This is a genomic window from Corynebacterium sp. SA-MJD20WY100, assembly GCF_039822565.1.
Lineage (GTDB): Bacteria > Actinomycetota > Actinomycetes > Mycobacteriales > Mycobacteriaceae > Corynebacterium > Corynebacterium phoceense_A.
Genome location: NZ_JBCJKS010000008.1, coordinates 80,772 through 105,031 on the forward strand (window position 1 = coordinate 80,772; position 24,260 = coordinate 105,031).

The following is a 24,260-nucleotide window of genomic DNA, read 5'->3' on the forward strand; positions in this document are numbered from 1 at the left end:
TAACCCCGTTTGAGCGGGGCGGGACTGTCATTAGTTTTCGGCGCGGCCGCGCTTCCAGTAGCCCATGAAGGACACTTGCTCGCGGGGGACGCCAACCTGCTTGACGAGCATGCGACGCATGGTGGTCACCAGCGTGGACTCGCCGGCGATCCAGAAGTAGGCGTCAGGAGCCGGCGAGGCGGTGTGGGCATCGGAGCTGGCGTCGAGGGGTTCGCCGGAGGCCGAGAAAACGGGGGTTTCCCACACCGTTTCCTCTGGACTCATTCCGGTGGAGGAGTACTCGGGAACCTCGGTTTTAAGCAGCTGCGCGGCGGCGGTGAGGAGTGCCTCGCCGTGCGGGCGGGTGCCGCGCGCGTAGTAGCGCACGTCCACGCCGTTGGGCGCGGCGAGGATCTGCTGGTCCTGGGCGTAGGGGACCTCAATGTGGGCAGTGCCGGTGAGTCCCACAGGAGTTGACGGCCATTCATCGATGATGCGTGAGATGGCGGGCAGGGCCGTCTCGTCGCCGAAGAGATGAATCTGGGAGGCGGGGCCGGGGGAGAACTCGATGCCGCCACCGGAGGCATCGGAAAGCGGCGGCGCGATGACGAGGATTTCATCGCCGGGGCGCGCGGCCTGAGCCCACGCGCAGGCAGGGCCTGTCGCGCCAGGAGCAGTGTGCAGGACGAAGTCGACGTCAATCTCACTGCCCACATGGTTGCGCACGGAGTAGGTGCGCATGGGGCCGCGCGCGGTGGGCTCGAGACTACGCCAGTGGTCGAACCAAGTGGCATCGCCCTCGGGAAGCGCAGGCAGCCCCTGAGGTCCAGGGAAGATGAGCTTAATGCGCAGGTCGCGGGTGGGGCCGGCGGGGCCCATCTGATCCAGGCCACCGAGGCGGATGCGCTGGAAAGACGGGGAAATGCGCTGGGTGGAGACCACGTGGGCGCGGAAAGCGAGGAAAGGCATAGCTTCCTTTCTAGTACTCGAGTTGATTAGTCGGTGGTGGATGGGGTGGAGACGCGATGGCGGCCCCTAGGCATGACCGCAGGTGCGCTGGAGACGGGATCGCGCACGATGGCGGAGTCGATGCCGAAGACTGCGCGGACGGTGTCTTCGGTGACGACGTCTGCAGGAGTGCCGTGGGCGAGGACTCTGCCGTGGGAGACGGCGATGAGCTCGTCCGAATAGCGCGCGGCGAGGTTGAGATCGTGGAGCACCATGACAATGGTGGTCCCGCGTTCCTCGTTGAGGTCGACGAGGAGATCGAGGACGTCGAGTTGGTGCTTGACGTCGAGATAGGTGGTGGGCTCGTCGAGCAGGAGGATATCGGTGCGCTGCGCCAACGCCATGGCGATCCACACGCGCTGGCGTTGGCCGCCGGAGAGTTCGTCGACGCTGCGCTCGGTAAGTTCTGTGAGACCGGTGGCCTCGAGGGACTGGGCGACGATGTCGTAATCCGCCTGCGACCACTGGCCGAGGAAGTTCTGGTGCGGCGAGCGACCGCGGCCGACGAGTTCGGCGACGGTGATGCCTTCGGGCGCGGTGGGGGATTGCGGCAGGAGCCCCAGGGTGCGCGCAAGTTCCTTGGTGGGAACCGACGAGATGTCGCGGCCGTCGAGGAGGACCGAACCGCCCGCGGGCTTGAGTAGACGCGAGAGCGTGTGGAGCAGCGTCGACTTACCGCAACCGTTGGGTCCGATGATGGAGGTGATCCGCCCCGGCGTGACGGTGAGACTGAGATCGTCCAGGATGGGCGTGCCGCCGTAGCCGACGGTGAGCGAATCCGCGCGGAGTTCGGAGTGCATGGAAGCTCTTTTCTTTGTAGGTGGGTTTATCGGGCGTTGCGTTGTGTTGTTACCGGCGGGCGCGGGTGAGCAGATAGATGAGGAAAGGCGCGCCGAGGGCGCCGGTAATGACGCCCACGGGGTAGCGGGTGCCCAAGGCGAATTGCCCCGCGAGATCGGAGGCGAGGACGAGAACAGCGCCGATGAGACCGGCGGGCAGCGGAGAGGTGAGCCCTCCCGGGTAGAGCCGAGTGGCGATGGGGCCGGACATAAAAGCCACGAACGCGACGGGGCCAGCAGTGGCGGTGCCTACGGCGATAAGCGTGACGGCGCCGGCGATGAGTGCGACCCGCATGGCGCCCAGGCGTAGGCCGAGGCCGGTGGCGAGGGCATCGCCAAGCCGGAGTACCGCGAGTTGGTGGCGGCCGATTGTCATAAGCGGTACGCAGAGCGCGACGGTGAGAAGCAGCGGGGCGCCGCGCTCCCAGCTCATTGTGTTGAGAGAGCCGGTGATCCAGCGGGCGGCGGTTCCGAGGTCCCACGCCGCGGCGCGGGAGAGCTGGTACGTCACCCAGGAATTGAGGATGGCGGAGATACCAATTCCGATGAGAATGAGCCGGGTACCGGAGAAACCTGACTTGAGGCTGAGCAGGTAGATCACCGCGGCGACGACGAGTGAGGCGGCGAGCGACAAGGCCGAGACAGCGGTCTGCGACCAGTGGAAGGCGACGATTCCGGTGACGCCCGCGGCCGAGGCCGCCGAGGAGATGCCGATGATGTCAGGCGAGGCCAGCTGATTGCGCAGCATGGTTTGGAAGGTGGTTCCTGCGATGCCAAACGCGAGGCCCACGGCGACGGCGACGGTGGCGCGCGGCAGGCGCAGCTCGCCGACGCTAAAGGACGCGCCGGGGACGGTCTGCCCCGCGATGACGCGGGCGATGTCGCCGAGCGAGTAGGTCACCTCCCCGAAGACGAGGCTGGCGAGCCACAGGCCGCCGACGAGGAGGACGAGGACAGTGGTGCGCAGAGCGTGCGAGCGTGCACGATTACGGCGGGCGGCGCGGATGTCGCGGGCGAGTTCGTGCTGCGTGCGGGGCGCGGGCGTGGTGGTCGTGGCGGTCATGCGAGTTCTCGTATCTTCGTGCGGCGGATTATCCAGATAAACAGAGGGGCGCCGAGGAAAGGCGTGAGGATGCCTACGGCGAGTTCTTCGGGCCGGGCGATAAGCCGGCCCACCGTGTCCGCGACGGTGAGGACGACCGCACCGCCGAGCGCGCACGCTGGCAGGAGGACGCGGTGATCGGTGCCGACGAGCACACGCATGAGGTGCGGGACGATGAGCCCGATGAAGGCGATGGGGCCGGCAAGCGCCGTTGCACAGCCGCAGAGGATAACCGCGCCGATGGTCGCGAGAAGCCGCGTGCGGGCGGCATGGAATCCCAGACCGCTGGCAAGACTATCGCCCAGCGCTAGGGCGTTGAGCCCGTGCGCGCAGTAGGCGGCGATGCCGGCGCCGAGGAGTAACAGCGGGGCCGCGGCGGCGAGGTGTGGCCATTGCGCGCCGCCCACGGAGCCGATCTGCCAGAAGCGGAAGGTATCCATGACGTCGGCGCGGGGGAGCACGATGGCAGAGACGAGGCTGGAGATGGCCGCCGCAGTGGCCGCGCCCGCGAGCGCCAGCTTGAGCGGCGTCGCTCCGCCGCGGCCGAGCGATCCCACCGCGTAGACGAAGGTCGCGGCCAAGAAGGATCCGACGATGGCCACGGCCATGGTGCTCAAAGGGCGGGCGAGCCCGAAGAACGTGATGCCAGTGACGACGGCGAGCGATGCCCCAGCGAGCACCCCGAAGATGCCGGGATCGGCGAGCGGATTGCGGGTGACGCCTTGAAAGATCGTGCCCGCGACGGCGAGGCTTGCGCCAACGAGGACGGCGAGGACCGTGCGCGGCACGCGGACATAGGCTGCCGCCTGCGCCGCAGTGTCAGCGTGTCCCTGCAACGCGGCGAGGGCGTCGGCCACGCCGATGACGCGGACGCCAAACATGACAGACGCCACGACGGCGAGTACGAGCGCGAGGAGCGTGCCGGCGAGGACAAGGCTGGCGCGGCGGGCGTGCGTGCGGGTGCCTGAGTCCGGGCCTGAATCGGTGCTTGGGTGGGGACGCGGGCGGTTCGGGGATTCGGTGGTCTCGGGAAGACGGGGCATCTGGTGCGTCACGGCGGGTTACTGGGCGGCGTCGTTGAGGAGTGAGAAGTAGTCGTCGATGGTGGCCGGAATGGACAGCGGCGACTCGTTGGATGCGGCACCCAGCGGTCCCTCCGGCAGCCAGGCGACGTGGCCATTCTTGATGGCGGGGATCTTGGACAGCAGCGGGTCTTTTTGCATGTCCTTGAGCGCCTGGGCGTCGGCCTCCGCGCCGCCCTGGGAGTAGGAGACGAAGAGATCGACGTCCTCGAAGAGCTCTGGCTGCTCCGCGGAGACCTCGACCCAGAAGGAGTCGGCGCCCTCGGTGTTGTCCTTGACCACCTGCGGCACGGCGAGGCCGTGGTTGGCGAGGAAGCCCATGCGGGGATCCTCGGTGGTGTAGAAGCCCACCTTGGACGGATCGGAGGCGCCGCCGAAGGAGGTAAACAGCACCTTCTTGTCCTTGAGATCGGGGTAAGAGTCCAAGGTCGAAGAGACCTCTTTATCGAGGGCAGCGAGCAGCTCTTTGCCGTCGTCCTCCTTGCCCAGGGCCTTCGCATTCATGGTGACCATGTCCTCCATCGAGGTGGTCCACGGCTGGGTGGGGTAGGCGACGACGGGCGCGATCTTTGACAACGTGTCGTAATCCTCCTGCGTGAGTCCCGAGTAGGAGGCGAGGATGACGTCCGGCTTGGTTTCCGCGACCTGCTCGTAGGGAATGCCGTCCGTCTCATCGAAGAGAACAGGGGTCTCCGCGCCGAGCTCGGTTAGCTTGTCTTCGACCCAGGGCAGGATGCCATTGCCATCGTCGTCGCCCCACGTCACCTTCGACATGCCCACGGGGGCGATGCCGAGGGCCAGCGGTACTTCGTGGTTGCCCCAGCCTACGGTGGCGACGCGCTGCGGGGCGGCCTCGATGGTGGTCTCGCCGAAGGCGTGCTGGACGGTGACGGGGAACGCCGCGGCGGAGTCAGAGGCGGACTGCGCGTCGGACGCGGATTGGGAGTCGGAGCCGCCAGTGGTGCCGGAATCCGTGGACGAGCATCCGGTGAGCGCGAGCGTGAGACACGTGAGCCCAGCGAGCGTTGCGGTAAGCGGGCGCGCACCGAGACGTGAGAACGTGCGAGCGGAGGAACGTGCGTGAGCCATAATCAGAGACATCCTTCATGGTAAGTAAGGCTTGCGTTGTTTAGGTGAGCCTACGCTACCACCTACGGCCTGTGGGAAAGAAAGGCGCAGCCTACCGGGGGATATCGGGCGGGCTGTGAGTGCACCATGTCACACGTGGTGAGTCATGTCTGATTCGTCGTGAATGTCGCTTCCAACTTACGAAGAGCACTCATAATTAGCTAACGTCCTTGCTCGTGACTGACTCCTCCGCAAAGACTGACCAGCGTAAGCATCCCCGCGACCCCAACGCCCCGCGCGTGCCGCGCCAGACCGAGATTTCTTCGACGCGCCGCACCCTCGTCATGCTTGCCATGGCGCTGGGCGCATTCGCCATCGGCACGACCGAGTTTGTGTCCATGGGCTTGCTGCCGCTCATCGCGCACGATTTCGGGATGTCTGAGGACTCCGCGTCGATTCTTATCTCTATCTACGCGCTCGGCGTCGTGGTGGGCGCGCCGGTGATCTCCGCTGTGACAGGCAAGCTCCCGCGCCGTCGCCTGATTCTGCTACTCATCGCGTTCCTGCTCGTGGGCAATCTCTTTACGGCGCTCGCGCCCAACTTTGGCGTGCTCATCGTTGCCCGCTTCGTCGCGGGCCTGCCGCATGGCGCGTATTTCTCCGTGGCCAACCTGTCCGCGGCGTCCATGTCTCCGGCGGGCGACCGCGGTAAGGCCATGGCGTTTGTGGGCATGGGCCTGGCCGTCGCCACCGTCGTGGGCGTGCCGGCCGCGCAAGCGCTCGGCCAGGCGATGACATGGCACGCGGCGTACCTCCTGGTGGTCATCATCGCGCTCGCGACGATGGTCCTGCTCTACTTCCTTATGCCACACATGACGAAGATGCAGCAGACCTCTCTGGCCACGGAGATGGGCGCGCTGAAGAATTCCCAGGTCTGGCTCACGGTCTTCATGGGCATTGCCGGTTTCGCGGTCATGTTCTCCATCTACACCTACATCACGTGGACCATGACGGAGGTCGCCGGCATGGATGCGAAGTGGACGTGGGCCGTGCTCATGGCCTACGGCATTGGCATGACGCTGGGCAATGGCGCCGGCGGCGCCATGGCAGACCGCAACATGGAGGGCGCCATCCTCATCGCGCTCACGTGCATGCTGGGCCTAGCCGTCGCCTTCTACTTCGCCGCGCACAATGCATGGACCGGAGCCCTCGTCTTCGGCGTCCTCGCCTTCTTCGGCTCCGTCCTCGTGCCCTCGCTGCAGCTGCGCCTCATGGAGGTCGCCGGTGATGCCCAGGCGCTCGCCTCCGCGCTCAACCAGTCGGCCCTCAACATCGCGAACGCCATGGGCGCGGCCATCGGCGGTATCGTCGTGGGCGCCGGGTTCTCCTACAACTCGACGGCGCTTGCCGGTGCTGCGCTGGCACTCGTGGGCGTTTCCCTGTGGTTCGTCACGATGTGGGATAAGCGCCGCATCATGCGTCGCAACCCGGAGGCGTTTGCGCCTAAGGTCAAGATCGTCGAGCAAAGCTAAAGCACACGCGCACTGAATACACACGCGCTGTCACTGAGCGCGCAGCGTACAAGGACACCATGCGGATAGTCGAAGAATCCCAGCCCACGAGCCGGGCGCCCCGCCGCCGGCTCCACCGCCGCCCCATTCCCCGCCAGACGGAGATGGGACGGCGTCGCCGTACCATCGCCATGCTTGCCATGGCGCTTGGTGCCTTCGCGCTGGGCACCACGGAATTTACGTCCATGGGCCTCCTGCCGCTCATCGCAGCGGACTTCGGGGTGAGCGAGGACACCGCCTCGACCATCATCTCTGCCTACGCTCTCGGCGTCGTCGTCGGCGCGCCGGGCGTCGCGGCACTTACCGCGAAGCTTCCACGTCGCCGCCTCATCCTCATCCTGCTGGGGCTCATCGTCGTGGGCAATCTCGCCTCCGTCGCGGCGACGAGCTACCCAGTCCTCCTCGGTGCGCGTTTTGTCGCAGGCCTTCCGCATGGCGCGTATTTCTCGGTGGCCATGCTCGCCACGGCGTCGATGTCCCCGCCGGCGCAGCGCGGCCGCGCACTCGCCTTCGTCGTCACCGGTCTCACCGTCGCGACCATCGTGGGCGTGCCACTTGCCCAAGTCCTGGGCCAAAACCTGGGCTGGCATGCGGCCTACGGCGTCGTCGCCGTTATCGCCCTTGTCGCCATCGGCGGCCTGTGGATCGCCATGCCACACATGACGCAGATGGCGGCGAGCTCCATCCGTCAGGAATTCTCCGTATTCACCAAAGGGCAGGTGTGGCTCACGCTGCTCATCGGCGTGACCGGTTTCGCCGGCATGTTCGCCGTCTACACGTACATCACGTGGATTATGACCAAGGACGCCGGCCTGCCCGAGGGCTGGATGTGGCTCATCCTCATGATCTTCGGCGGTGGCATGACCGCGGGTAACTGGCTGGGCGGACGCCTCGCCGACTGGAACGTGGAGAAAGGACTGGTGCTCTCCGTCGCGGCACTCGCGGCCGCGCTCATCGCGTTCTATTTCTCGACCGCCCACGTCATTCCCGCCACCGTATTCTTCACCCTCATCGGCGTCTTCGGCATGGCGCTGCAGCCTAGTCTTCAGGTGCGTTTGCTCGACCACGCGGGCGAGGCCCAGACACTCGCCGCAGCGCTCAATCAATCGGCGCTCAATACTGCGAACGCGGGTGGCGCGGCCGTCGGCGGCCTCGTCGTCGGCGCGGGCCTAGGCTTCGGTTCACCGGCGCTCGCCGGTGCCGTCCTCTCTGTCATCGCCGTCGTCCTCTGCGTCGTGGCCGCGCGCTTGGCCCGCTCGTCCGCCCGCTAGAGTAGGCGGCATGACTTTTACCATCGCTTCCGTCAACGTCAATGGCATCCGCGCCGCTTGCAAGCAGCGCAACGAACTCAACCCGGGCATGAACGCCTGGCTGGCCCAGACCCCGGCGGACGTCGTGCTCATGCAGGAAGTGCGCGCGAACCCCAAGGAGACGGAGAAGGCCCTGGCGCCGTCGCTCGAGGCGGGCTGGCACCTGGTTCAGGCTGAGTCGGACGCCAAGGGCCGTGCCGGCGTGGGCATTCTCTCCCGCACGGAGCTTTCCGATGCCTCTGTGGGTTTCGGTTCCTTTGCCTCTTCCGGTCGCTACATTGAGGCCACCGTCGCCACCGGCGAGCGCGTCGCCTCCCTCTACCTGCCCAGCGGCGATACGAATTCGCCCAAGCTGGATGAGAAGTACCTCTTCCTGGACGAGTTCGCGGAGGTGCTCGAGGAGCGTGCCAACGATTTCCCGCAGATGGTCATCGGCGGGGACTGGAATATCTGCCACCGCGCGCAGGACCTGAAGAACAACAAGGCGAACGAGAAGAAGGCTGGCCACCTGCCGGAGGAGCGCGCCTTCATGGACTTCGTCTTTGGCGCATTCCCGGATTCTGAGCCGCAGGTCAAGGCGCGCCTGGGCGAGTACCACGGCGTGGTGGAGTACGCGACGAAGACGGATTGGGCGGCCCGCGCGGCCGGCCATGAGCCGGTGTGGTTTGACGCCGCGCGTCGCCTCCAGCCGGAGCTGGAAGGCCCGTACACGTGGTGGACCTACCGTGGTCAGGCCTTCAATAACGACGCAGGGTGGCGCATCGATTATCAAGCCGCGACCCGTGCGATGCTCGACCGCGCCGTGCGCACCTGGGTCGACAAAGCCCCGAGCGTCGAGGAACGCTGGTCCGATCACGCGCCGCTTTTGGTGGAGTACCGCTAAAGGCTACCCCCGCGCGGGCGGCTGAAAGCGGGCATTAATGGATTGAAGCGTGTGCCGGGTGTTAAACTCTGTGGCGTCTATATCATTCTTTCCTCGCGAGAACTTGGAGCAACTGCATGGCACGCGCAGCAATTGAATTCATCCTCGGCGCTGTTATCTTGGCCGCCGCCATCTGGTGGTTTAGCGTCGAAGGCCCGTCCTTCCTGTCCCTGGCACCGATGGTCCTCATGGGCGTGGGCGGTGCCTTGATGGTCGCCGGTTTCTCTGACGCGCTGGACACTCACAGCCCGACCAAGCGCAAGATCTAGTTCTCGCGTTCACGACGCTGAGCCGCCCTTCCCGTTTCGGGAGGGGCGGCTTTCGCTCTGTGGGGGAGTTGCGCACGCCGGTGGGCGTTGACATGAAGAATGGCCGTGTAGCGCGAGGCTAACCCTGGGCCTTGCACGCAGGAGGCCGCGCACTACACTGAATGACTATGACTGAACAGAATTCTGCAGCAACCGCGGGTAGCACCGACGCAGGCGCTGACGCCGCGACGCACCGCGTCCTCTCCGGTATCCAGCCCACGGCGGATTCCTACCATTTGGGTAATTACCTGGGAGCCCTCAAGCAGTGGATTGACTTGCAGAATTCCTTCGAGGCCTTTTACTTCATCCCGGACCTGCACGCCATCACCGTGGAGCAGGATCCTGAGGCGCTGCGCCAGCGCACCATTGCCGGTGCCGCCCAGCTCATCGCCCTGGGCATCGATCCGGAAAAGTCCACGCTCTTCGTGCAGTCCCACGTCCCGCAGCACACGGAGCTGACCTGGGTCCTGCAGTGCCTCACCGGTTTTGGCGAGGCCTCGCGCATGACGCAGTTCAAGGACAAGTCCGCCAAGCAAGGCTCGGACCGCACCTCCGTGGGTCTGTTTACCTACCCCATGCTCATGGCGGCGGACATCCTGCTGTACTCGCCGGACTTCGTGCCGGTGGGGGAGGACCAGCGCCAGCACCTCGAGCTCACGCGCAACCTGGCCGAGCGCTTCAACGCCAAGTATGGCGAGACCTTCCGCGTGCCCGAGCCGTTCATCCCGGAGGGCTCCGCGAAGATCTACGACCTTCAGGATCCGACCTCTAAGATGTCGAAGTCGGGTTCGAACCCAAAGGGCATCATCAACTTGCTCGACGAGCCGAAGACCTCGGCCAAGCGCATCAAGTCCGCCGTCACGGATGATCTGGGTTCTGTCGCCTTCGACCGTGAGACCCAGCCGGGCGTGTCCAACCTCCTTATCATCCAGTCCGCTCTCACCGGTGAATCCGTGGACGCCCTGGTCGAGAAGTACGCAGGTCAGGGCTACGGCCACCTCAAGGTCGACACTGCCGATGCCCTCCAAGCGTTCACCACGCCGCTCAAGGCACGCTATGAGGAACTCATGGCGGACCGCGGCGAGCTCGAGTCCATCCTTGCCCGCGGCGCGGAGCGCGCGCAGGAGATCGCGCAGCCCCTGCTCGATAACGTTTATGACAAGGTTGGCTTCCTCCGCCCCCGCCGTGGCTAGGACCACGATATTCTGGGACGAGTAACTTATTTCTTTCTAAGAAAGGACTCTCGTCTGCATGGCAGCAGCGTCATCTCCGTCTACGAAGAACGACGAAGCACGCACCGACGTGTACGGCATTGAACGCGCATATGATGACGATCCAGGTGCCGTCGACAAAGTGCGTGAGCGTTCGCCCTTCGTCGACCACATCATGCGCACGCTCGATCGGTACGGGTCTGAGGGCGGCAACCAGTTCGCCGCAGCCACCACGTACTACTCGGTGCTCGCTATCTTCCCGTTGCTCATGCTGCTTACCGCGGGTGCGGCAACGGTCTTGGCATCGCGTCCCGACCTTTTCCAGCAATTGCAGGATCAAATCACGGAGTCTGTCTCGGGTGATTTGGGCTCGACACTCAACGAGGTTCTTGAAACCGCCGTCGATCAGCGCGGCGCCATGTTCGGCATCGGTGGTCTGACCACCCTGTGGTCTGGCTTGGGATGGATGAACAACCTGCGCGTTGGTATCTCCGCGATGTGGAAGATCGACGCGAATGAAGGCGGCAGCTTCATTCAAAAGAAGCTCAGCGACTTGCTCGGCCTCATCGGTTTGCTCGTCGCGCTCGTCATCGCCTTCGGCGTTACCGCAGCCGGTTCTTCTGGACTTACGCAGAAGGTTTTCGGCTGGGTGGGCATCGAATCTTTCCCCGGCATGAATAGCGTGATCTTCCTCGTTGGCCTAGTGGTCGGTCTCATTGCGAACTTCCTTGTGTTCTGGTGGCTCATTGTCATCCTGCCGCGCACTAAGGTGCCGAAGAAGTCCGGCCTCATGGGTGCGCTTATCGGCGCCGTGGCCTTTGAGGTCCTCAAACAGCTGTCCACCGTCATCATGTCCTCTGCTGCAGGCAACCCGGCGGGCGCCGTCTTCGGCCCCGTCATTGTCCTCATGGTTGTCATGTACCTCGTCTGGCGCGTGGTGCTCTATGTCTCCGCCTGGACGGCGACGACGGACGAGTCTCTCGTCAATGCCGAGGACGTGGACGTTCCCGCACCGGCGATTATTCGTGTGCGCAACGAGGTGAAGACCGGCCCGTCCGCCGGCACCACGCTGGGCATTGGCGCGGCTCTCGGCGCCGTGGGCGCCGGCCTCGTGGCGTTGCTGCGCCGCAAGTAGCTCATCCACACGTCGCCCCGCCGTTGCCTCGAGGAGTCGTGGCGGGGGCGATACAATACGCCACAAACACACTCAAAAGAGTCTCTGCGGCACCCCGCGCGGCGCTCTCGCAGCGCGATGGGGGCGCAGTGCAGTAACGAAAGGATCCGTGAGCGTCCATGCATGCGCCGAACCTCTACACCCACTTTGGTCTCGATCCGCAGGAAAACTCGACCGCTCTGGGCGTCTTGCTTTCGGCGCGCGACGCGCGCCTGGCTCAGCAGGGCTATTCCACGTCGACGGATACGCGGCGTGAGACGAATATCGGCTACGGCATCCTAGGCAACGACGAGGCCCGCGCGCTCTACGATGAAGCGCTCAGCGCTGGCCGTGGCGTCACGTGGGCGCAGTTGCAGTACCTCTGCGACTTTGGCACGTGGCCACAGGACTACACGGGGTGGACGGAACCCGACCACGACACTGACGCGCAGGCCGCCAGCGCCCCGCAGCCGCACCAGCACGCACAGCCGGGCCCTGCGCAGAACCCTTATGGCCAGTACGCCCAGCCCGATCAACCTGCGGTGAACCCGTACGGTTCTTCTCTTAACTTCGCGCACACGCCGGGCGTGGGGCCGAATAACCTCGTGCCCAGCCCCGCGCACCCAGTGTGGGGACAGCCCACCGGCGTCGTGGATTACGGCGCTGTCGCGCAGCGCGCGACGCCCGGCACGCGCTGGGCGATGGGCATCGTGGACGGTTTCCTCGCCACGATGGTCGGTGGTGCGGTGCTTGCGCCGCTCAGCGCCTTTGGCGATAGTGGCGATGCTATCGCGGCGCTTCTCTTCTTCGTCGTCTTCTCGGTGTACTTCATCCTCCCCGAGGTGCTCTGGGGCGGCAGCCCCATCAAACTGGCGGCAGGCTATCAAGTGCGCGACGTGGACACCCACGCGCGGCTTAGCCCGCAACAGGCGATGAAACGCAACTGGTTCCGCCTCGTCAACATCGTGCCGGGACTCGGCCAGCTCGTCGGTTTCATAGGCGGGCTTATCAGCGTCGGCACCATCTCACCTGACAACGGCATGCTGGGCGCCCACGATCGCTTCGCGCATGCCGAGGTGGTCAAGCGCTCACCGCGGCGTTAAAGCCAGCCAGTCGCGTCCCCTCGTCGCGCCCTGGCGTGCGCGATCGTGCTAGCGCTTGCGGTGGCGACCCGTCGTCCCGCGGAGCGTGAGCACCGCGGCGAGAATGGCGAAGAGAGCGATAAGGCCCACGATGAGCCAGCTCATCCACGGCTTGAGTTCGTCGAGGACTGGGTCGTAGGCGTGAGCGGACGCTGAGGTGGTGGGGGCATCGGAAGGCTCGGCGGGGCCGGGGGCCACTGGGTCCTGCGTGGCTGTCACCGTGGGGGTGGCGGAATGTTCCTCGGCGGGTGCCAGCGTGCCCACGCCCTGGCCGGGGCGGACGTCATAAGACTCGTGGAGCAGCTTCTGGGCCTGCTCCCACGCGCGGGGACCATGCTCGACGGTCGTGTTGAGGATGATCGCCATGAGGCGGCGGCCGCCGTGGTTGACGGCGCCCACGAAGGTATGGTGTGCATCATCCGTATAGCCCGTCTTGCCGCCGATGCCCTCCGGATCGTTCATGAGCAGGCCGTTGTCGTTCCACAGCTCATAGCCCGGCATGTCGCCGTAGCCGGGGAAGTCGACGTGATCCGTATTGACCAGGCGCGCGAAGGTGGGGTTGCGGTACGCGGCCTGGTAGATGAGGCCCAGGTCGTAGGCCGAGGTGGACATGCCTGGCGCGTCGAGACCGGAGTAGCTCGCGGCGACGGTGTCGGTGGTGCCCAGCTCGTGGGCCTTTTTATTGACCTTGTCGAGGGTCGCCTTATCGCCGCCCAGGGCTTGGGCGAGCGCGTGCGCGGCATCGTTGCCTGAGGCCATGACGAGGCCTTGAAGAAGTTGCTCGATGGTGTAGACACCGCCCTCGCCAATGCCCACGGCGGAGCCGTCCGCGTTCGCGTCCTCCGCGGTGGCGGTGTATTTCTGGTTGAGGTCGAGTTCCTCGATGGCAACAAGTGCGAGGAGCGCCTTGATGATGGACGCCGGGCGGTAACGCCCGTGCGGATCCTTCATAGCGATGATCTCGCCTGAGTCAACGTCCGCGACGAGGAACGCCGCGGCAAGGACGTCCTTGTCCACCGTGAAACCCTTCGGCGCTTTCACGCCGCAGTCGCTGGTCTGCGTAGCCGGCAGGGGAGTGGGCGCGGGCTGGCCCGGCGCGAGACGCTCCGAGGTCGTTACCGGCTCCGGCGGCACGAGGGACTGCGGACACGTATCCGTGTTGGGGGCCTCCGTGCGGTAAGTCGGGGTAGCGGACTCTTTTGTGGCCTCGCCTTCCTCGCCCGCCTGGTCGTCAGCGGGGCCGCCTGCAGGATCGCCCGGGGTCGGTGCCGTGGCGGCAGGATCCTCCTGTGCGCGGGCGGGGGCGGGGCTGAGGAACGGGGCGCTGAGCGCCGCAGAACAAACCGCGGCGAGCGCCAGAGTGGCGAGCTTTTTCATGACGTGAAACATCTTAGGCGCCCGCCTACGATGGTGGGCATGCATGACGCACCTTTGATTAGCCCGGAAAACAAGGACTCGGACCGCGATACCTTCGCTGGCCTGCCGAAAGTCACCCTCCAAGAGCATGTGCCTTCCGATGCCGCCACTCCCGCAGACCTTACGGCGGCCACGGCCGCCGCGGTGGCGGCGTTGGCCGCCGATAATGTCGTCTACGCGGAGCTGCGTCTCCATGCGGAGACTTATCCTTTCAGCGCGCAGGAGGCTGTCGATGCCGCGCTTGCCGGGCTCGATCACGCGGGGATCGACGCCCGCCTCGTGATCATGGGCTTGCGTGGGTCCACCACCCTGCAGGAGTTGGCCGCGCTAACCGTCGCCGCCGCACGCAAGGACAAGGCTGACCGCGGCACCGAGGGCGCCCGCGTCGTCGGCTTTGCTCTGGGCGGCGATGTGGCGCAGCCCTTACCGGACTTGGACGCGCTCGTTGCCACCCTGCGCAGGGGCTTCCTTCCTTTCGAGCTTCACGCTGACGGCGAGCTCGACGATGTTGCTGCGGGCGTGCAGGCGGGCGTGAACCGTCTCTCCCACGCGACGGCGTTGGTAGATGACTTCACCGCGAACCTTGACGGCATCGCTCCGGGCGAGGTCTCCGGCTGGGTGTGCGACCGACGCATCCCGGTGACCTTTAGCCCCGCGGTAGAAATCATGCGCGGCCAACTCGAGGAGTTGTCCGATCACCCCTTGCCGCTTCTGCAGCAGCTGGGCTTTACGTGCACTATCTCTGCCGGACTGCCGGAGGTGGGCACGCTCACCGACCAGTTCGTCGCGCTCAACGAGACGTTGAGCTACGGTCTCGAGGAGTTCTTCGACCTCACCGTCAAGGCCGTGGAGAACGCCTTCGCTCCGCAGGTCGTGCGTGAGAAGCTCCTGGAGACGACCATCCTGCCGGCCTACGAGGAGCTCGGCGACCCCGAATTCGCCGAGGACGCTCTCTTCCGCGGCGAGGACGCGGACGGTGCTAGCGACCACGATCACGGTCATACGCACTAGCCCGATGTCTCGCGCCCGGCACGCTTCCTGAAGACGGCCTGCCAGGAACCGTCGAACCCGCTGTTCATTGCGCCAGGGGCGCAGCAGTGGGGTGCCATCGCGCGGTGACGCGTGTTCAATGGGGGTATGTCTTCAGCGTCAAACACTGCGTCTTCGGTGCTTATCATCCTGCCTGCCGAGGCGGACTTTGATGCCGCTGCCTTCGTCGACGCACACCGTACTGCGAAGGCGGCTGGGCACTATGTTGTGCTTGCCACACCGGGCGGGGCACAGCCACAGGTAGACGAGACCGAGCTCCAATCCTTGGGCCCTGACGCGGCGACGCGGGTGCGCGGCTATCTGGAGGAATGCACCCTCGCGTTGCTGAGCCCCCGCGCGCTGCGCACCGTGGACGAGGCGTCGTTTGCCGACGTGATCATCCTGGGCGAGCCCGCCGTGGGGGAAGAGATTCACCGCTTCGCCGCCACGCGCCGCGCTGCGCGACGACCGCTCACGGTTCTGGGCGGGGAGCCCGCCACGACCGCAGAGCCCCCTGACTCCACAGAATCCACGACACCGGATGCGCCTGATGCCGACGTCGTTTCCCTCGATGCCGTGCGCCGTTCCCGCACCCACACGAAAGAATAGTGATGTCCCCTACTTGTTCCCGCTTCTTCTCCCGCGCCCTCGTCAGTGCCGGGGTCCTTGGCGCGCTCGGCGCAGCCGCCGCTCTCGTGCCGCAATGGCGGGCTGACCGCAGCGCTGTCTCGCCGACGCTGCGCACGCCCGCGACGTGGGTGCCGTTTACGAATGTGCCAGGCGCTGTGGCCATGACGATCGCAGGGCTGGGCCGCCGCGCCGTCATGGCGCAGCCCACCGGTGACGATGTGCAGGCCTCCCGCCTGCGCGTGCAGTCACCCGAGGGCGTGTCCTGCGCCGTACACGTGCTCGTGCCGGAGTCTGTGGATGCCGCGGCGGATGCACCCGACTGGGGCGCCATACCGGTCATGGTGTGGACGCACGGTGGTGGACATTTGGTCGGTGCGCCGGAGATGTATGACACTCGCAACGCGGCCATCGCGCGAGCGCTGGGCGCCATCATCGTGGCACCGTATTATCCCAAGGCCCCGGCGAATCCCTTTCCGGCGGACTTTGACGTCTGCTACGCGGCGCTGCGCTGGGCACAGGAACGCACCTCCGGCCCCCTGGCGGTGTGTGGTGATAGCGCCGGCGGCGGACTAGCCGCAGGCCTTGCACAACGCGCGTTCGATGAGGGCCATCCCGTTGTCTTTAACGGGTTGGTCTATCCCATGCTCGACCACCGCACGGGACAGCTCCCCATCGAGGGCGGGCGCGGGCACTTTGTCTGGACGGCCAACTTCAACCGTGCGGCGTGGGCCGCGTACCTCGGCGCTGATCACCTTGAGCGGGAGCTGGAACCCTATGCGTCCCCTGTCGATCGCGGCGACTTTACGGGCATGCCGCCGACGTGGATTTCCATCGGCACGCTCGACCTCTTCTACGACGAGTCGCGTGCCTACGCGGACAAGCTGCGGGCGGCGGGTGTTCCCGTCGACTTCGTGGAGGTTCCCGGTGCTTACCATGGCTTTGACGCCCTCGCGCCGAAGTCACCGGAAACTGCCCAGCTCACCGCGAACCTCATCGCGGCGCTGCGGCCGTACCTGCGTCCCGAAAGCGTGGAGGAGAACACATAGTCGCACAACAAACGCCCGCTGCCCCACGTCGATGACGTGGGAGCAGCGGGCGTTCGGTGTTCGCACGGCGCCGGGGTGACCGACACAGTGCTCTAGCAGCGGTTATCGTGCTGTTTAGAACTTGGAGAAGCGCTTGATGAGCATCTCTTCCAGGCTGCGCCACGCGGAGGAATGATCGCTGTACGGCTTGGACGGCACGTAACCAGCGTGCTCCGTGGAGCCCAGCATGTAGCCCAGGTAGTCCTGGAAGCGCGGGTTCTCCAGCATGAAGGAGTTAATCGAGTCGTCGCCGGCCCAGTCTGCGGCATCCGCACAGATCTCGTAGGCACGAGCGAGCTGGTCGTTGTCCACGGCCTCCGGGCCCTGCTCGATGTCGCGCACGAGGTTATTAAACGTGTACTGGTTGTCCGGGTGAACCTGGATCTCAAGCTCGCCGGCGTTGGCGGCGGTAACGATGTCCTCCCACGTCGAGACGCGGGCGAGGTCATGGTCGTCGTTTTCCATGATCCACCGCATGAGCTGCTTCGGGGTGGGGAAGGAGTAAATCTCGCCCCACTTGCCCAGGAACACCGGGCGCTCGCCCAGATAGGTGCGCAGCGTGTAGACCGTCTTGCGGTCGATAGTGATCTTCACCGGGTCGATACCGGCGGCGGCCCATACCGACTTGTCGTACGGATCCGCGGCGGCGGCTTCGGCCTTGCGGGCCTCCTCGTCCTCCTGACGCTTCTTGGCTGCGGCAGCGGTGGCGGTGGAGATACGCGCGGCGGCGTCGGTCACCTTGTCCTCACTGAAGTCCGTGGTGGGAACGACCTTGACGTGCTTGTCGAGGTCTTCGATGACCTCTTTCCAGTTGGTGAGGATGACGTGGCCCACGCCAGACCACTCACGCAGGCCTTCATCGCCCGTGTAGTGCTCAGAGCCACGCACCGTGTTGCGCAGGATGGAGTGCGTGGCGAAGAAGATGGTGGTGTGCTCGGCACCTGCGACCGCGGCGAGAGCCTCGGCGACCTCCAGGTTGCGTGCGACGGTGGACACGGCCTCGTGGCTGGGGCGCTCCGCCAGCTTCGCGGGCATGCCGATGAGGTCGTAGTCATCGCGCGGCGCGACGGAGACGCGGTTCGCGGGCCGCGAGTTGAAAGCTTCCCAGTTGGGGTGATCCAGCAAGTCATGGCGCTGGCCTGACTCTAAGAACATCAGCAGCTCGGCCTCGGTGTGGAAGAGGAGGATCGACTCATCGTCGCCCAAGAAGGCTTGCCATTCCGTGCCGTTCTGGCGCCACTTCGGGGCCCACAGGGTATAAAAGTCGCCCTCAGTCAGCGAGAGCTTAATCGGTACGATTGCGCGGGTGCTCATAAATGCTCAGTCTACCCAACCGTGCACGACGGATGCGCACGCGATTGCACTAGAGCAGCAGTGGTTTGTGCCCATGCCGAGGCAGCGCCCATGAACTTCGGTGGAATTAGCCGGTCGGTCGCCAAAAGCCCTTAAACGCCATGCCCATGTTGGTGGTGCGCAGTGGGTTGGTCTGGACGGGGCTTCCGGCCTCGACGAGCTGACCGTCGCCCGCATACATTGCTACGTGTCCATCCCATACGGCGAGGTCGCCTGGCTGAAGCTCAGCCGCGGTGACTTGACGGCCCACCGTTTGCTGCTCGGCAAGGCGCGGCAATTCGATGCCTGCTTGACGCCACGCCCACTGGGTTAGCCCCGAGCAATCGTAGCCGCCCGCGCCGGTGCCACCCCAGGCATACGGCGTCCCCACCTGTGATAGTGCGGCATTGACGGCAGCCTGTCCTTGTTCGGAACCGCTGGAGCTGCTGGTGACCGGACGTGCACTGCTGCCAGCGGTGGTCTCTTCCAGCGCAGCGGGGCGAATCTCGGGCGCGGCGGAGGGCGCGGGCGCGCCGGGGAGTGCACGGGATTGTTCCGACTTGAGCGAGTCTTTGGCGACGTGGCCTTCCTCGCCCACGGCCGAGGCGACGGCGCGACCGGCTATCTCTAGAAGGGGACGGGCGAGCGGAATGAGCTCATGGACGAGTTGCATAATGCGCTGCCCGGCCTCCGCGAGGCCACGCATGGCCAGTCCCTGCAGAGCGGCGCGGGCAGCCATCTGTGCAGCCGGATTGGGAATGAGCAAGCCCAGCGCCATGGGTACCGCCTCTTGGAGAAGGCGCAGGCCCAAGGCGAAGAGGTCACGAATGCACCCAAATGCGAGTTGGCGGGCCTCATTCTGCAGCTTTTCAATCTGCGCCGAGTCCTCTCGTAGCGAGTCCACGGCACGCAGGATCTTCTCTGGCGTGCCATCCGTGATGCGGGCCAGTTCGTGCACGCTTGAGACATCCGGCATGCGTGGCGTGGGGACGGCGGGGAGCTCAGCGGGGCGCAGCGCAGAAATCTGGCGAATGACGTCCATGATGACCATCATGAGCTCATCCCTCCGTTCCTGGACGTGAGGCGACGTTCTGGTTGGTGAAAGCCGCAGCGCCATCGCTGTCCACGGTGAGTGCTGCGTGCGTTGTCGCGACGGCGACTTCCGCGAGGTGAGCTAGGTCAGAACGCATTATCTCATCGCGCGCAGAGACGTTATGGAACGCGGCGGTAAGCGCAGAGCAGAAGTCGCTGAGGCACCCACCCGGAAGCGAGGGCAGAGACAACGGTTGTGGAACAGACTGTTGGTCGAGGTCACGGGCAAGGGATCGGGTTACTTCGGGGTCCAAGGTAAAAGTGTTCATGCCTCATTGGACTGTGCTGCGCGCCGAAAGGTTCCCACAAAATTGAGAAAAGCTTTTAGAGTAGGGGTCATGGATATCCACGTTGTAGACCACCCACTGGCCGCCTCACGCCTCACGCTCATGCGCGACGCGCGCAGCGATAACGCCGCCTTCCGCGCCGCTTTGAAAGACTTGGGCACCATGCTCGTCTACGAAGCCTCGCGCGACCTGCCCGTTGAGCACTTTGACTGCGTGACCCCCGTGGACACCGCGCAAGGCACGCGCCTTCAAGACCCGCCGATTATCGTTCCCATCATTCGCGCTGGCCTGGGCATGATTGACCCTGCTTTGTCCATGATTCCGGATGCACAGGTTGGTTTCATCGGCATGGCCCGCGACGAGGAAACGCACGAGCCGGTGCCGTATCTCGAGGCGCTGCCGGAAGATTTGTCAGGCCGTACGGTCTTCCTTGTGGATCCCATGCTTGCCACGGGTGGTTCGCTGCTGCACGCACTGCGTTTGATTGCTGCACGCGGGGCGACGGATATCACGGCTATTTGCATGGTCTCGGCGCAGCAAGGCGTGGATGCACTCGCCAACTCCGGTTTGCCGGTGCGGCTCGTGACCGCCGTCATCGACCCGTCCCTCGATGAGAATGCGTACATTGTGCCGGGCTTGGGCGACGCGGGTGATCGTCTCTACGGACCGCGCAATATCGAACTCTAGGAAGCACGCTCGGCGAGTCGGCCGTGTGAGCTGCGGTGACGCACGTGATTGAGTGCAGCGGTGGCACGCACGCGTGAGTCGCTTTAGAATCCCGGGGTAGACAGCCCGCGCTGGGGTGCGCGGGTCCAACTGCTCGGGGGTTCTATGACTTTTTCTGTCGAACGACTCATGTGGTCAAGCTATGGCCACGGCTTTTCTGTCACACTGCAAGCGCTGCGTGAGAGCAGAAAGATCTCGCAGCAAGCTCTCGCTGATATCACGGGCTTATCACGCAATCAGATTTCTAATCTGGAGCGCAATGACCATTATGGGGAGGGACTCGCAGACCCACGCCTGTCCACGATTTACAAGCTGGCGTTGGGGCTTGAAGTTCCGCCGGCGTCGTTGCTGCCTGGTGCGGCGCGCATGGTCGAGGAAATCTGCGCGCTCGAAGGGGAGGACGACTGGACGCTTCTCGTGAAGCCGGAACACATCGCGCCGTTCCCGTCGGACTACGTTAACCGCCGGCGCTTCAGTGGAAAATGGGCATTCGAATAAGCCAGGGCTGGCCGCATGAAAACCGGGCCAGATTTTCTGTACCGCTTGGTCTAGTCTAGACTCGTTGGGAAAGACCAGGAGGTACCTCATGAACGCTCGACCGAGCTCGCATTATGCCCACGCGGATACGTCGATTGACGTCTTCGGCGAGGGACCGGGCGATGTCTCGCGCTTCGTGGCGGCCTGGTTCGACGCGCACCGCGCCGAGGTGATCGGGTGGCGCCGCCACATTCACCGCAACCCGGAGACGTCCAATAACGAGGTCGAGACCACTCGGTACATTGCCAAGATTCTGGGGGAGTGGGACGTCGAACCGCATCTGTTCCCGGAGACCGGTCTCATGGCCGACCTGGGCCCGGACAGCGAGCAGGGCCGTGTGGCCTTCCGTGCGGATATTGACGCACTGCCCATCCAAGAAGTCACGGGGCTGGAATTTACGTCGCTGAATAAGGGAGTCTCCCACGCCTGCGGGCATGACGTCCACACCACGGTCGTGCTGGGACTTACCTGCGCGCTTAAGGAATACGATGAGCAGCACGGTCTGCCCGTCGGCGTGCGCGTTATCTTCCAGCCGGCGGAGGAGACGTGGGCCGGAGGCGCCACGGACGTCGTGTCCTGGGGTGCGCTCGAGGGCGTGCATTCCATCTTCGCTGTGCACGCCGAGCCCAAGCTGCGTGTGGGGCGCATCGGCGTGCGCGCGGGGGCGATCACCTCGGCCACCGACGTGGTCGAGCTTGAGGTGAAGGGACCGGGCGGACACACGTCACGCCCACACCTGTCGGCCGACGTTATCTTTGCCCTCGCCAAGGTCGTCACGGATCTGCCCGGATTGCTCTCGCGCCGGGTGGATCCGCGCACCGGCACCGTGCTCGTGTTCGGCCAGATCAACTCCGGTTTTGCTCCCAATGCCATGCCGGAGACGGGCACGCTCACTGGCACCATGCGCACGGCGGACATCACCGTGTGGCGCGGCATGCAAAAGCTTTTCAGCGAACTTGTCCAACAGGTTCTCGCTCCCCTCGGCGTGGAGTACGACCTGCAGTATCATCGCGGCGTGCCGCCAGTGCTCAACGACGACGTGGCGACGGCCGCGCTCACCGCGGCGGCCGCGGCCATCGATCCCCAGTGCGTGGCCCAGGCCCCGCAGTCTTCGGGCGGCGAGGATTTCTCGTGGTACCTCGAGCATGTCCCAGGCTCCATGGCGCGTCTCGGCTGCTGGTCGGGCGAGGGCGAGCAGTACGACCTGCATATGGGCGATCTCATCGTGGACGAGCGCGCCCTCGGCGTGGGCATTAAGCTCTTTGGATCCGTCGTCGATCAATTCGCGGCAGCAGAGTAAGCCGCTCCACGGCACTGGCGGTCGAAGCTCAGCCACGTTACCCAGCGTGCGGGAGGTGACCTGCGGGCACTACACTGTGGGGAGAGTGTGCCTGCCTCACGGTGGTCGTACAATGCGCATGCGTTTCCACGTTCGGAAGCGCGGCGGATACCTGTGCGTCCGTGGCGGAGGCAAAGCACCAAGGCATTACCGGCGAGGACCAGGTTGATACTGGAGTTAGCCGCATTCCCCATGACGCGTTTGACGTGAGATCTCATAAGGAGCGAGAAATAAAAGTGACCCAGGATAAGGCTGCTGCTCAGACTGCCCAGGTGACCGAAGACACCCCGCGCATTGTCATTATCGGCGGTGGCCCCGCCGGGTACGAGGCCGCAACGGCCGGCGCCAAATACGGCGCCCACATCACGCTCATTGAGGAGCAGGGGCCCGGTGGCTCCTCCGTGCTCCTCGACTGCGTTCCGTCTAAGTCCTTCATCGCCGGCGCGAACATTCGGACGGACTTCCGTCGTGCAGATGCGATGGGGCTTAATGATCAGCTCAGCTCGCTGCGCCTGAAGCTCGATGCTCTTAACGAGCGCGTCCAAGCACTGGCCGCGAACCAGTCCGCGGACGTGCGCGCGGGCCTGGAGAAGATCGGCGTGACGGTTATCGACGGCCGCGCGAAGTTCTCTGAGGACCAGACCGGCGTGCGCGGCGCGCACCACTTCGTCGACGTTACGCGTGCCGACGGCACCGAGGAGCAGCTCGAGGCGGACCTCGTCCTCGTTGCTACGGGCGCCACCCCGCGCATCCTGCCGGGTGCACAGCCGGACGGCGAGCGTATCCTCACCTGGCAGCAGGTCTATGACCTCAAGGAGGAGCCGGAGCACCTCATCGTCGTCGGTTCCGGCGTCACCGGTGCCGAGTTCGTTTCCGCCTTCGCCGAGATGGGCGTCAAGGTCACCATGGTCGCTTCCCGCGACCGCATTCTGCCGCATGATGACGCCGATGCCGCAGACGTCCTCGAGACCGTCCTCGCCGAGCGCGGCGTGGAACTGGAGAAGAATTGCCGCGTGGAGTCTGTCGTGCGCACCGAGGACGGCAACGTCGTGGTGAAGACCCAGGACGGCCGCGAGATCCATGGCTCCCACGTCATCATGTCCATCGGCTCTGTCCCCAACACCAAGGACTTGGGCCTCGAACACGTCGGAGTCCACACCCAGAAGTCCGGCCACATCAAGGTCGACCGCGTCTCGCGCACCAACGTCGACGGCATCTACGCGGCGGGCGATTGCTCGGATCTCTTCCCGCTCGCCTCCGTCGCCGCCATGCAGGGCCGCATCGCCATGTACCACGCGCTGGGCGAGGGCGTGTCCCCGCTGCGCCTGAAGACAGTGGCCACCGCCGTGTTCACCCGCCCCGAGATCGCCGCCGTGGGCTTCACCCAGGCCGAGATTGAGGCAGGCGAGGTTGCCGCGCGCACCATCATGATGCCGCTCAACACCAACCCGCGCGCGAAGATGCGCTCCCTGAACCATGGCTTTGTCAAGCTCTTCTGCCGCGCCACCTCCGGCCGCGTCATTGGCGGCGTCATCGTCGCGCCGACCGCCTCGGAGCTCATTCTGCCCGTCGCCGTTGCCGTGACCAACCAGCTCACGGTCAACCAGCTCGCAGACTCGTTTGCGGTCTACCCATCGTTGTCGGGCACCATCACGGAGGCGGCTCGCCGCCTCGTTGCGCACGACGATCTGTCCTAAGTTTTCGTTTCAGAACAAGGGACTATAACGACGTGGAGCTCGGCAGGGTTTGCCTTGCCCGAGCTTCTCGTCGTTGCTTTCGCAGGCCTTAGCGTCTTCACGAACTAATTCTGAACGCTCATCGGATGGTTGGTGTCCACCGTGGCTATCCTCGGTGTGGCATGACAGCCGCAGCACGCAGGAGCTTTCCGATGCCCCCGCGCCCGGCTCGTCCCTAGCCTCCAGCGCCGCCGCGGCCGCGCTTCACCGTGCGCGGTCGTGGAGCTTTCTCTTCGCGGCGAGCGCCATGAGGCATATGAGAAGAAGCGAGACACTCGTGGGGGGTGTTCCTATATAGGTTGTCAACTCCGTGGGTGAGGTTGTTGGGGGTGTGAAGGGTTTCTGCTTCACGCTGC

Annotated in this window: 23 protein-coding genes; 14 read left to right on the plus strand and 9 right to left on the minus strand. The window is 65.1% G+C overall.

Annotation, left to right across the window (positions count from 1 at the left end):
- Positions 1 to 30 precede the first annotated feature (30 nt).
- From ABJ196_RS06210 to ABJ196_RS06230, 5 genes are read right to left on the minus strand one after another with little or no spacing between them, the layout of a single operon-like run.
- Positions 31 to 948: a siderophore-interacting protein gene (locus ABJ196_RS06210; protein ID WP_347305669.1), complete on the minus strand. Its 918-nt coding sequence runs from the start codon at positions 946 to 948 to the stop codon at positions 31 to 33.
- Between the two features lie 26 nt (positions 949 to 974).
- A complete protein-coding gene (locus ABJ196_RS06215) occupies positions 975 to 1,787 on the minus strand; it encodes an ABC transporter ATP-binding protein (protein WP_257053196.1) in 813 nt (270 codons plus the stop codon).
- A 49-nt stretch (positions 1,788 to 1,836) separates the two neighbouring features.
- The gene (locus ABJ196_RS06220; RefSeq protein ID WP_347305670.1) at positions 1,837 to 2,889 is read right to left on the minus strand and encodes an iron chelate uptake ABC transporter family permease subunit; all 1,053 of its coding nucleotides are present in this window, start codon (positions 2,887 to 2,889) and stop codon (positions 1,837 to 1,839) included.
- Positions 2,886 to 3,983 carry an iron ABC transporter permease gene (locus ABJ196_RS06225; protein WP_347305671.1) on the minus strand — a complete coding sequence of 366 codons (1,098 nt, stop codon included), beginning with the start codon at positions 3,981 to 3,983 and terminating at the stop codon, positions 2,886 to 2,888. The genes ABJ196_RS06220 and ABJ196_RS06225 overlap by 4 nt, the downstream gene beginning before the upstream one ends.
- A gap of 6 nt (positions 3,984 to 3,989) precedes the next feature.
- A complete protein-coding gene (locus ABJ196_RS06230) occupies positions 3,990 to 5,099 on the minus strand; it encodes an iron-siderophore ABC transporter substrate-binding protein (RefSeq protein WP_347305672.1) in 1,110 nt (369 codons plus the stop codon).
- Between the two features lie 278 nt (positions 5,100 to 5,377).
- Between ABJ196_RS06230 and ABJ196_RS06235 the strand changes: the two genes are divergently transcribed.
- From ABJ196_RS06235 to ABJ196_RS06265, 7 genes are all read left to right on the plus strand, one after another.
- The gene (locus ABJ196_RS06235) at positions 5,378 to 6,610 is read left to right on the plus strand and encodes an MFS transporter (protein ID WP_347305691.1); all 1,233 of its coding nucleotides are present in this window, start codon (positions 5,378 to 5,380) and stop codon (positions 6,608 to 6,610) included.
- Between the two features lie 59 nt (positions 6,611 to 6,669).
- Positions 6,670 to 7,920, plus strand: a complete 1,251-nt coding sequence (locus ABJ196_RS06240; RefSeq protein WP_347305673.1) for an MFS transporter — start codon at positions 6,670 to 6,672, stop codon at positions 7,918 to 7,920.
- Between the two features lie 10 nt (positions 7,921 to 7,930).
- Positions 7,931 to 8,842 carry an exodeoxyribonuclease III gene (locus ABJ196_RS06245; RefSeq protein ID WP_347305674.1) on the plus strand — a complete coding sequence of 304 codons (912 nt, stop codon included), beginning with the start codon at positions 7,931 to 7,933 and terminating at the stop codon, positions 8,840 to 8,842.
- 116 nt (positions 8,843 to 8,958) lie between these two features.
- Complete coding sequence (locus ABJ196_RS06250; RefSeq protein ID WP_257036695.1) at positions 8,959 to 9,150, plus strand: hypothetical protein; 192 nt, start codon at positions 8,959 to 8,961, stop codon at positions 9,148 to 9,150.
- Between the two features lie 167 nt (positions 9,151 to 9,317).
- Positions 9,318 to 10,382: a tryptophan--tRNA ligase gene (gene trpS / locus ABJ196_RS06255; protein WP_347305675.1), complete on the plus strand. Its 1,065-nt coding sequence runs from the start codon at positions 9,318 to 9,320 to the stop codon at positions 10,380 to 10,382.
- Between the two features lie 58 nt (positions 10,383 to 10,440).
- Positions 10,441 to 11,535, plus strand: coding sequence for a YhjD/YihY/BrkB family envelope integrity protein (locus ABJ196_RS06260; protein ID WP_347305676.1), 1,095 nt, complete (start codon positions 10,441 to 10,443; stop codon positions 11,533 to 11,535).
- A 158-nt stretch (positions 11,536 to 11,693) separates the two neighbouring features.
- On the plus strand, positions 11,694 to 12,656 hold the full coding sequence (locus ABJ196_RS06265; RefSeq protein ID WP_347305677.1) for an RDD family protein: 963 nt from the start codon (positions 11,694 to 11,696) through the stop codon (positions 12,654 to 12,656).
- 48 nt (positions 12,657 to 12,704) lie between these two features.
- Here the strand turns inward: ABJ196_RS06265 and ABJ196_RS06270 are convergent, their stop codons facing one another.
- Positions 12,705 to 14,072 (minus strand): serine hydrolase, encoded by a 1,368-nt coding sequence (locus ABJ196_RS06270; protein WP_347305678.1) that lies wholly within the window; start codon positions 14,070 to 14,072, stop codon positions 12,705 to 12,707.
- 39 nt (positions 14,073 to 14,111) lie between these two features.
- On the opposite strand from ABJ196_RS06270, the gene ABJ196_RS06275 reads away from it, so the two are divergent.
- From ABJ196_RS06275 to ABJ196_RS06285, 3 genes are all read left to right on the plus strand, one after another.
- Positions 14,112 to 15,122: an adenosine deaminase gene (locus tag ABJ196_RS06275; RefSeq protein ID WP_347305679.1), complete on the plus strand. Its 1,011-nt coding sequence runs from the start codon at positions 14,112 to 14,114 to the stop codon at positions 15,120 to 15,122.
- 126 nt (positions 15,123 to 15,248) lie between these two features.
- The gene (locus tag ABJ196_RS06280) at positions 15,249 to 15,749 is read left to right on the plus strand and encodes a hypothetical protein (protein ID WP_347305680.1); all 501 of its coding nucleotides are present in this window, start codon (positions 15,249 to 15,251) and stop codon (positions 15,747 to 15,749) included.
- 2 nt (positions 15,750 to 15,751) lie between these two features.
- On the plus strand, positions 15,752 to 16,816 hold the full coding sequence (locus ABJ196_RS06285; protein ID WP_347305681.1) for an alpha/beta hydrolase: 1,065 nt from the start codon (positions 15,752 to 15,754) through the stop codon (positions 16,814 to 16,816).
- Positions 16,817 to 16,930: 114 nt separating this feature from the next.
- Here ABJ196_RS06285 and ABJ196_RS06290 read toward each other — a convergent pair whose 3' ends face one another.
- The 3 genes from ABJ196_RS06290 to ABJ196_RS06300 all read right to left on the minus strand — a co-directional run bounded on the left by ABJ196_RS06290 (position 16,931) and on the right by ABJ196_RS06300 (position 19,377).
- A complete protein-coding gene (locus tag ABJ196_RS06290) occupies positions 16,931 to 18,169 on the minus strand; it encodes a hypothetical protein (RefSeq protein WP_347305682.1) in 1,239 nt (412 codons plus the stop codon).
- A 106-nt stretch (positions 18,170 to 18,275) separates the two neighbouring features.
- Complete coding sequence (locus ABJ196_RS06295) at positions 18,276 to 19,241, minus strand: C40 family peptidase (protein ID WP_347305683.1); 966 nt, start codon at positions 19,239 to 19,241, stop codon at positions 18,276 to 18,278.
- Positions 19,242 to 19,245: 4 nt separating this feature from the next.
- The gene (locus ABJ196_RS06300; protein WP_257053654.1) at positions 19,246 to 19,377 is read right to left on the minus strand and encodes a hypothetical protein; all 132 of its coding nucleotides are present in this window, start codon (positions 19,375 to 19,377) and stop codon (positions 19,246 to 19,248) included.
- A 240-nt stretch (positions 19,378 to 19,617) separates the two neighbouring features.
- Here ABJ196_RS06300 and upp point away from each other — a divergent pair, with 240 nt between their 5' ends.
- From upp to ABJ196_RS06320, 4 genes are all read left to right on the plus strand, one after another.
- Positions 19,618 to 20,253, plus strand: a complete 636-nt coding sequence (gene upp, locus ABJ196_RS06305) for a uracil phosphoribosyltransferase (RefSeq protein WP_347305684.1) — start codon at positions 19,618 to 19,620, stop codon at positions 20,251 to 20,253.
- A gap of 144 nt (positions 20,254 to 20,397) precedes the next feature.
- Positions 20,398 to 20,790 carry a helix-turn-helix transcriptional regulator gene (locus ABJ196_RS06310; RefSeq protein ID WP_257036682.1) on the plus strand — a complete coding sequence of 131 codons (393 nt, stop codon included), beginning with the start codon at positions 20,398 to 20,400 and terminating at the stop codon, positions 20,788 to 20,790.
- Positions 20,791 to 20,878: 88 nt separating this feature from the next.
- Positions 20,879 to 22,129: an amidohydrolase gene (locus tag ABJ196_RS06315; RefSeq protein WP_347305685.1), complete on the plus strand. Its 1,251-nt coding sequence runs from the start codon at positions 20,879 to 20,881 to the stop codon at positions 22,127 to 22,129.
- Between the two features lie 311 nt (positions 22,130 to 22,440).
- Positions 22,441 to 23,865 carry an NAD(P)H-quinone dehydrogenase gene (locus ABJ196_RS06320; protein ID WP_347305692.1) on the plus strand — a complete coding sequence of 475 codons (1,425 nt, stop codon included), beginning with the start codon at positions 22,441 to 22,443 and terminating at the stop codon, positions 23,863 to 23,865.
- The last annotated feature ends 395 nt before the right edge of the window (positions 23,866 to 24,260 follow it).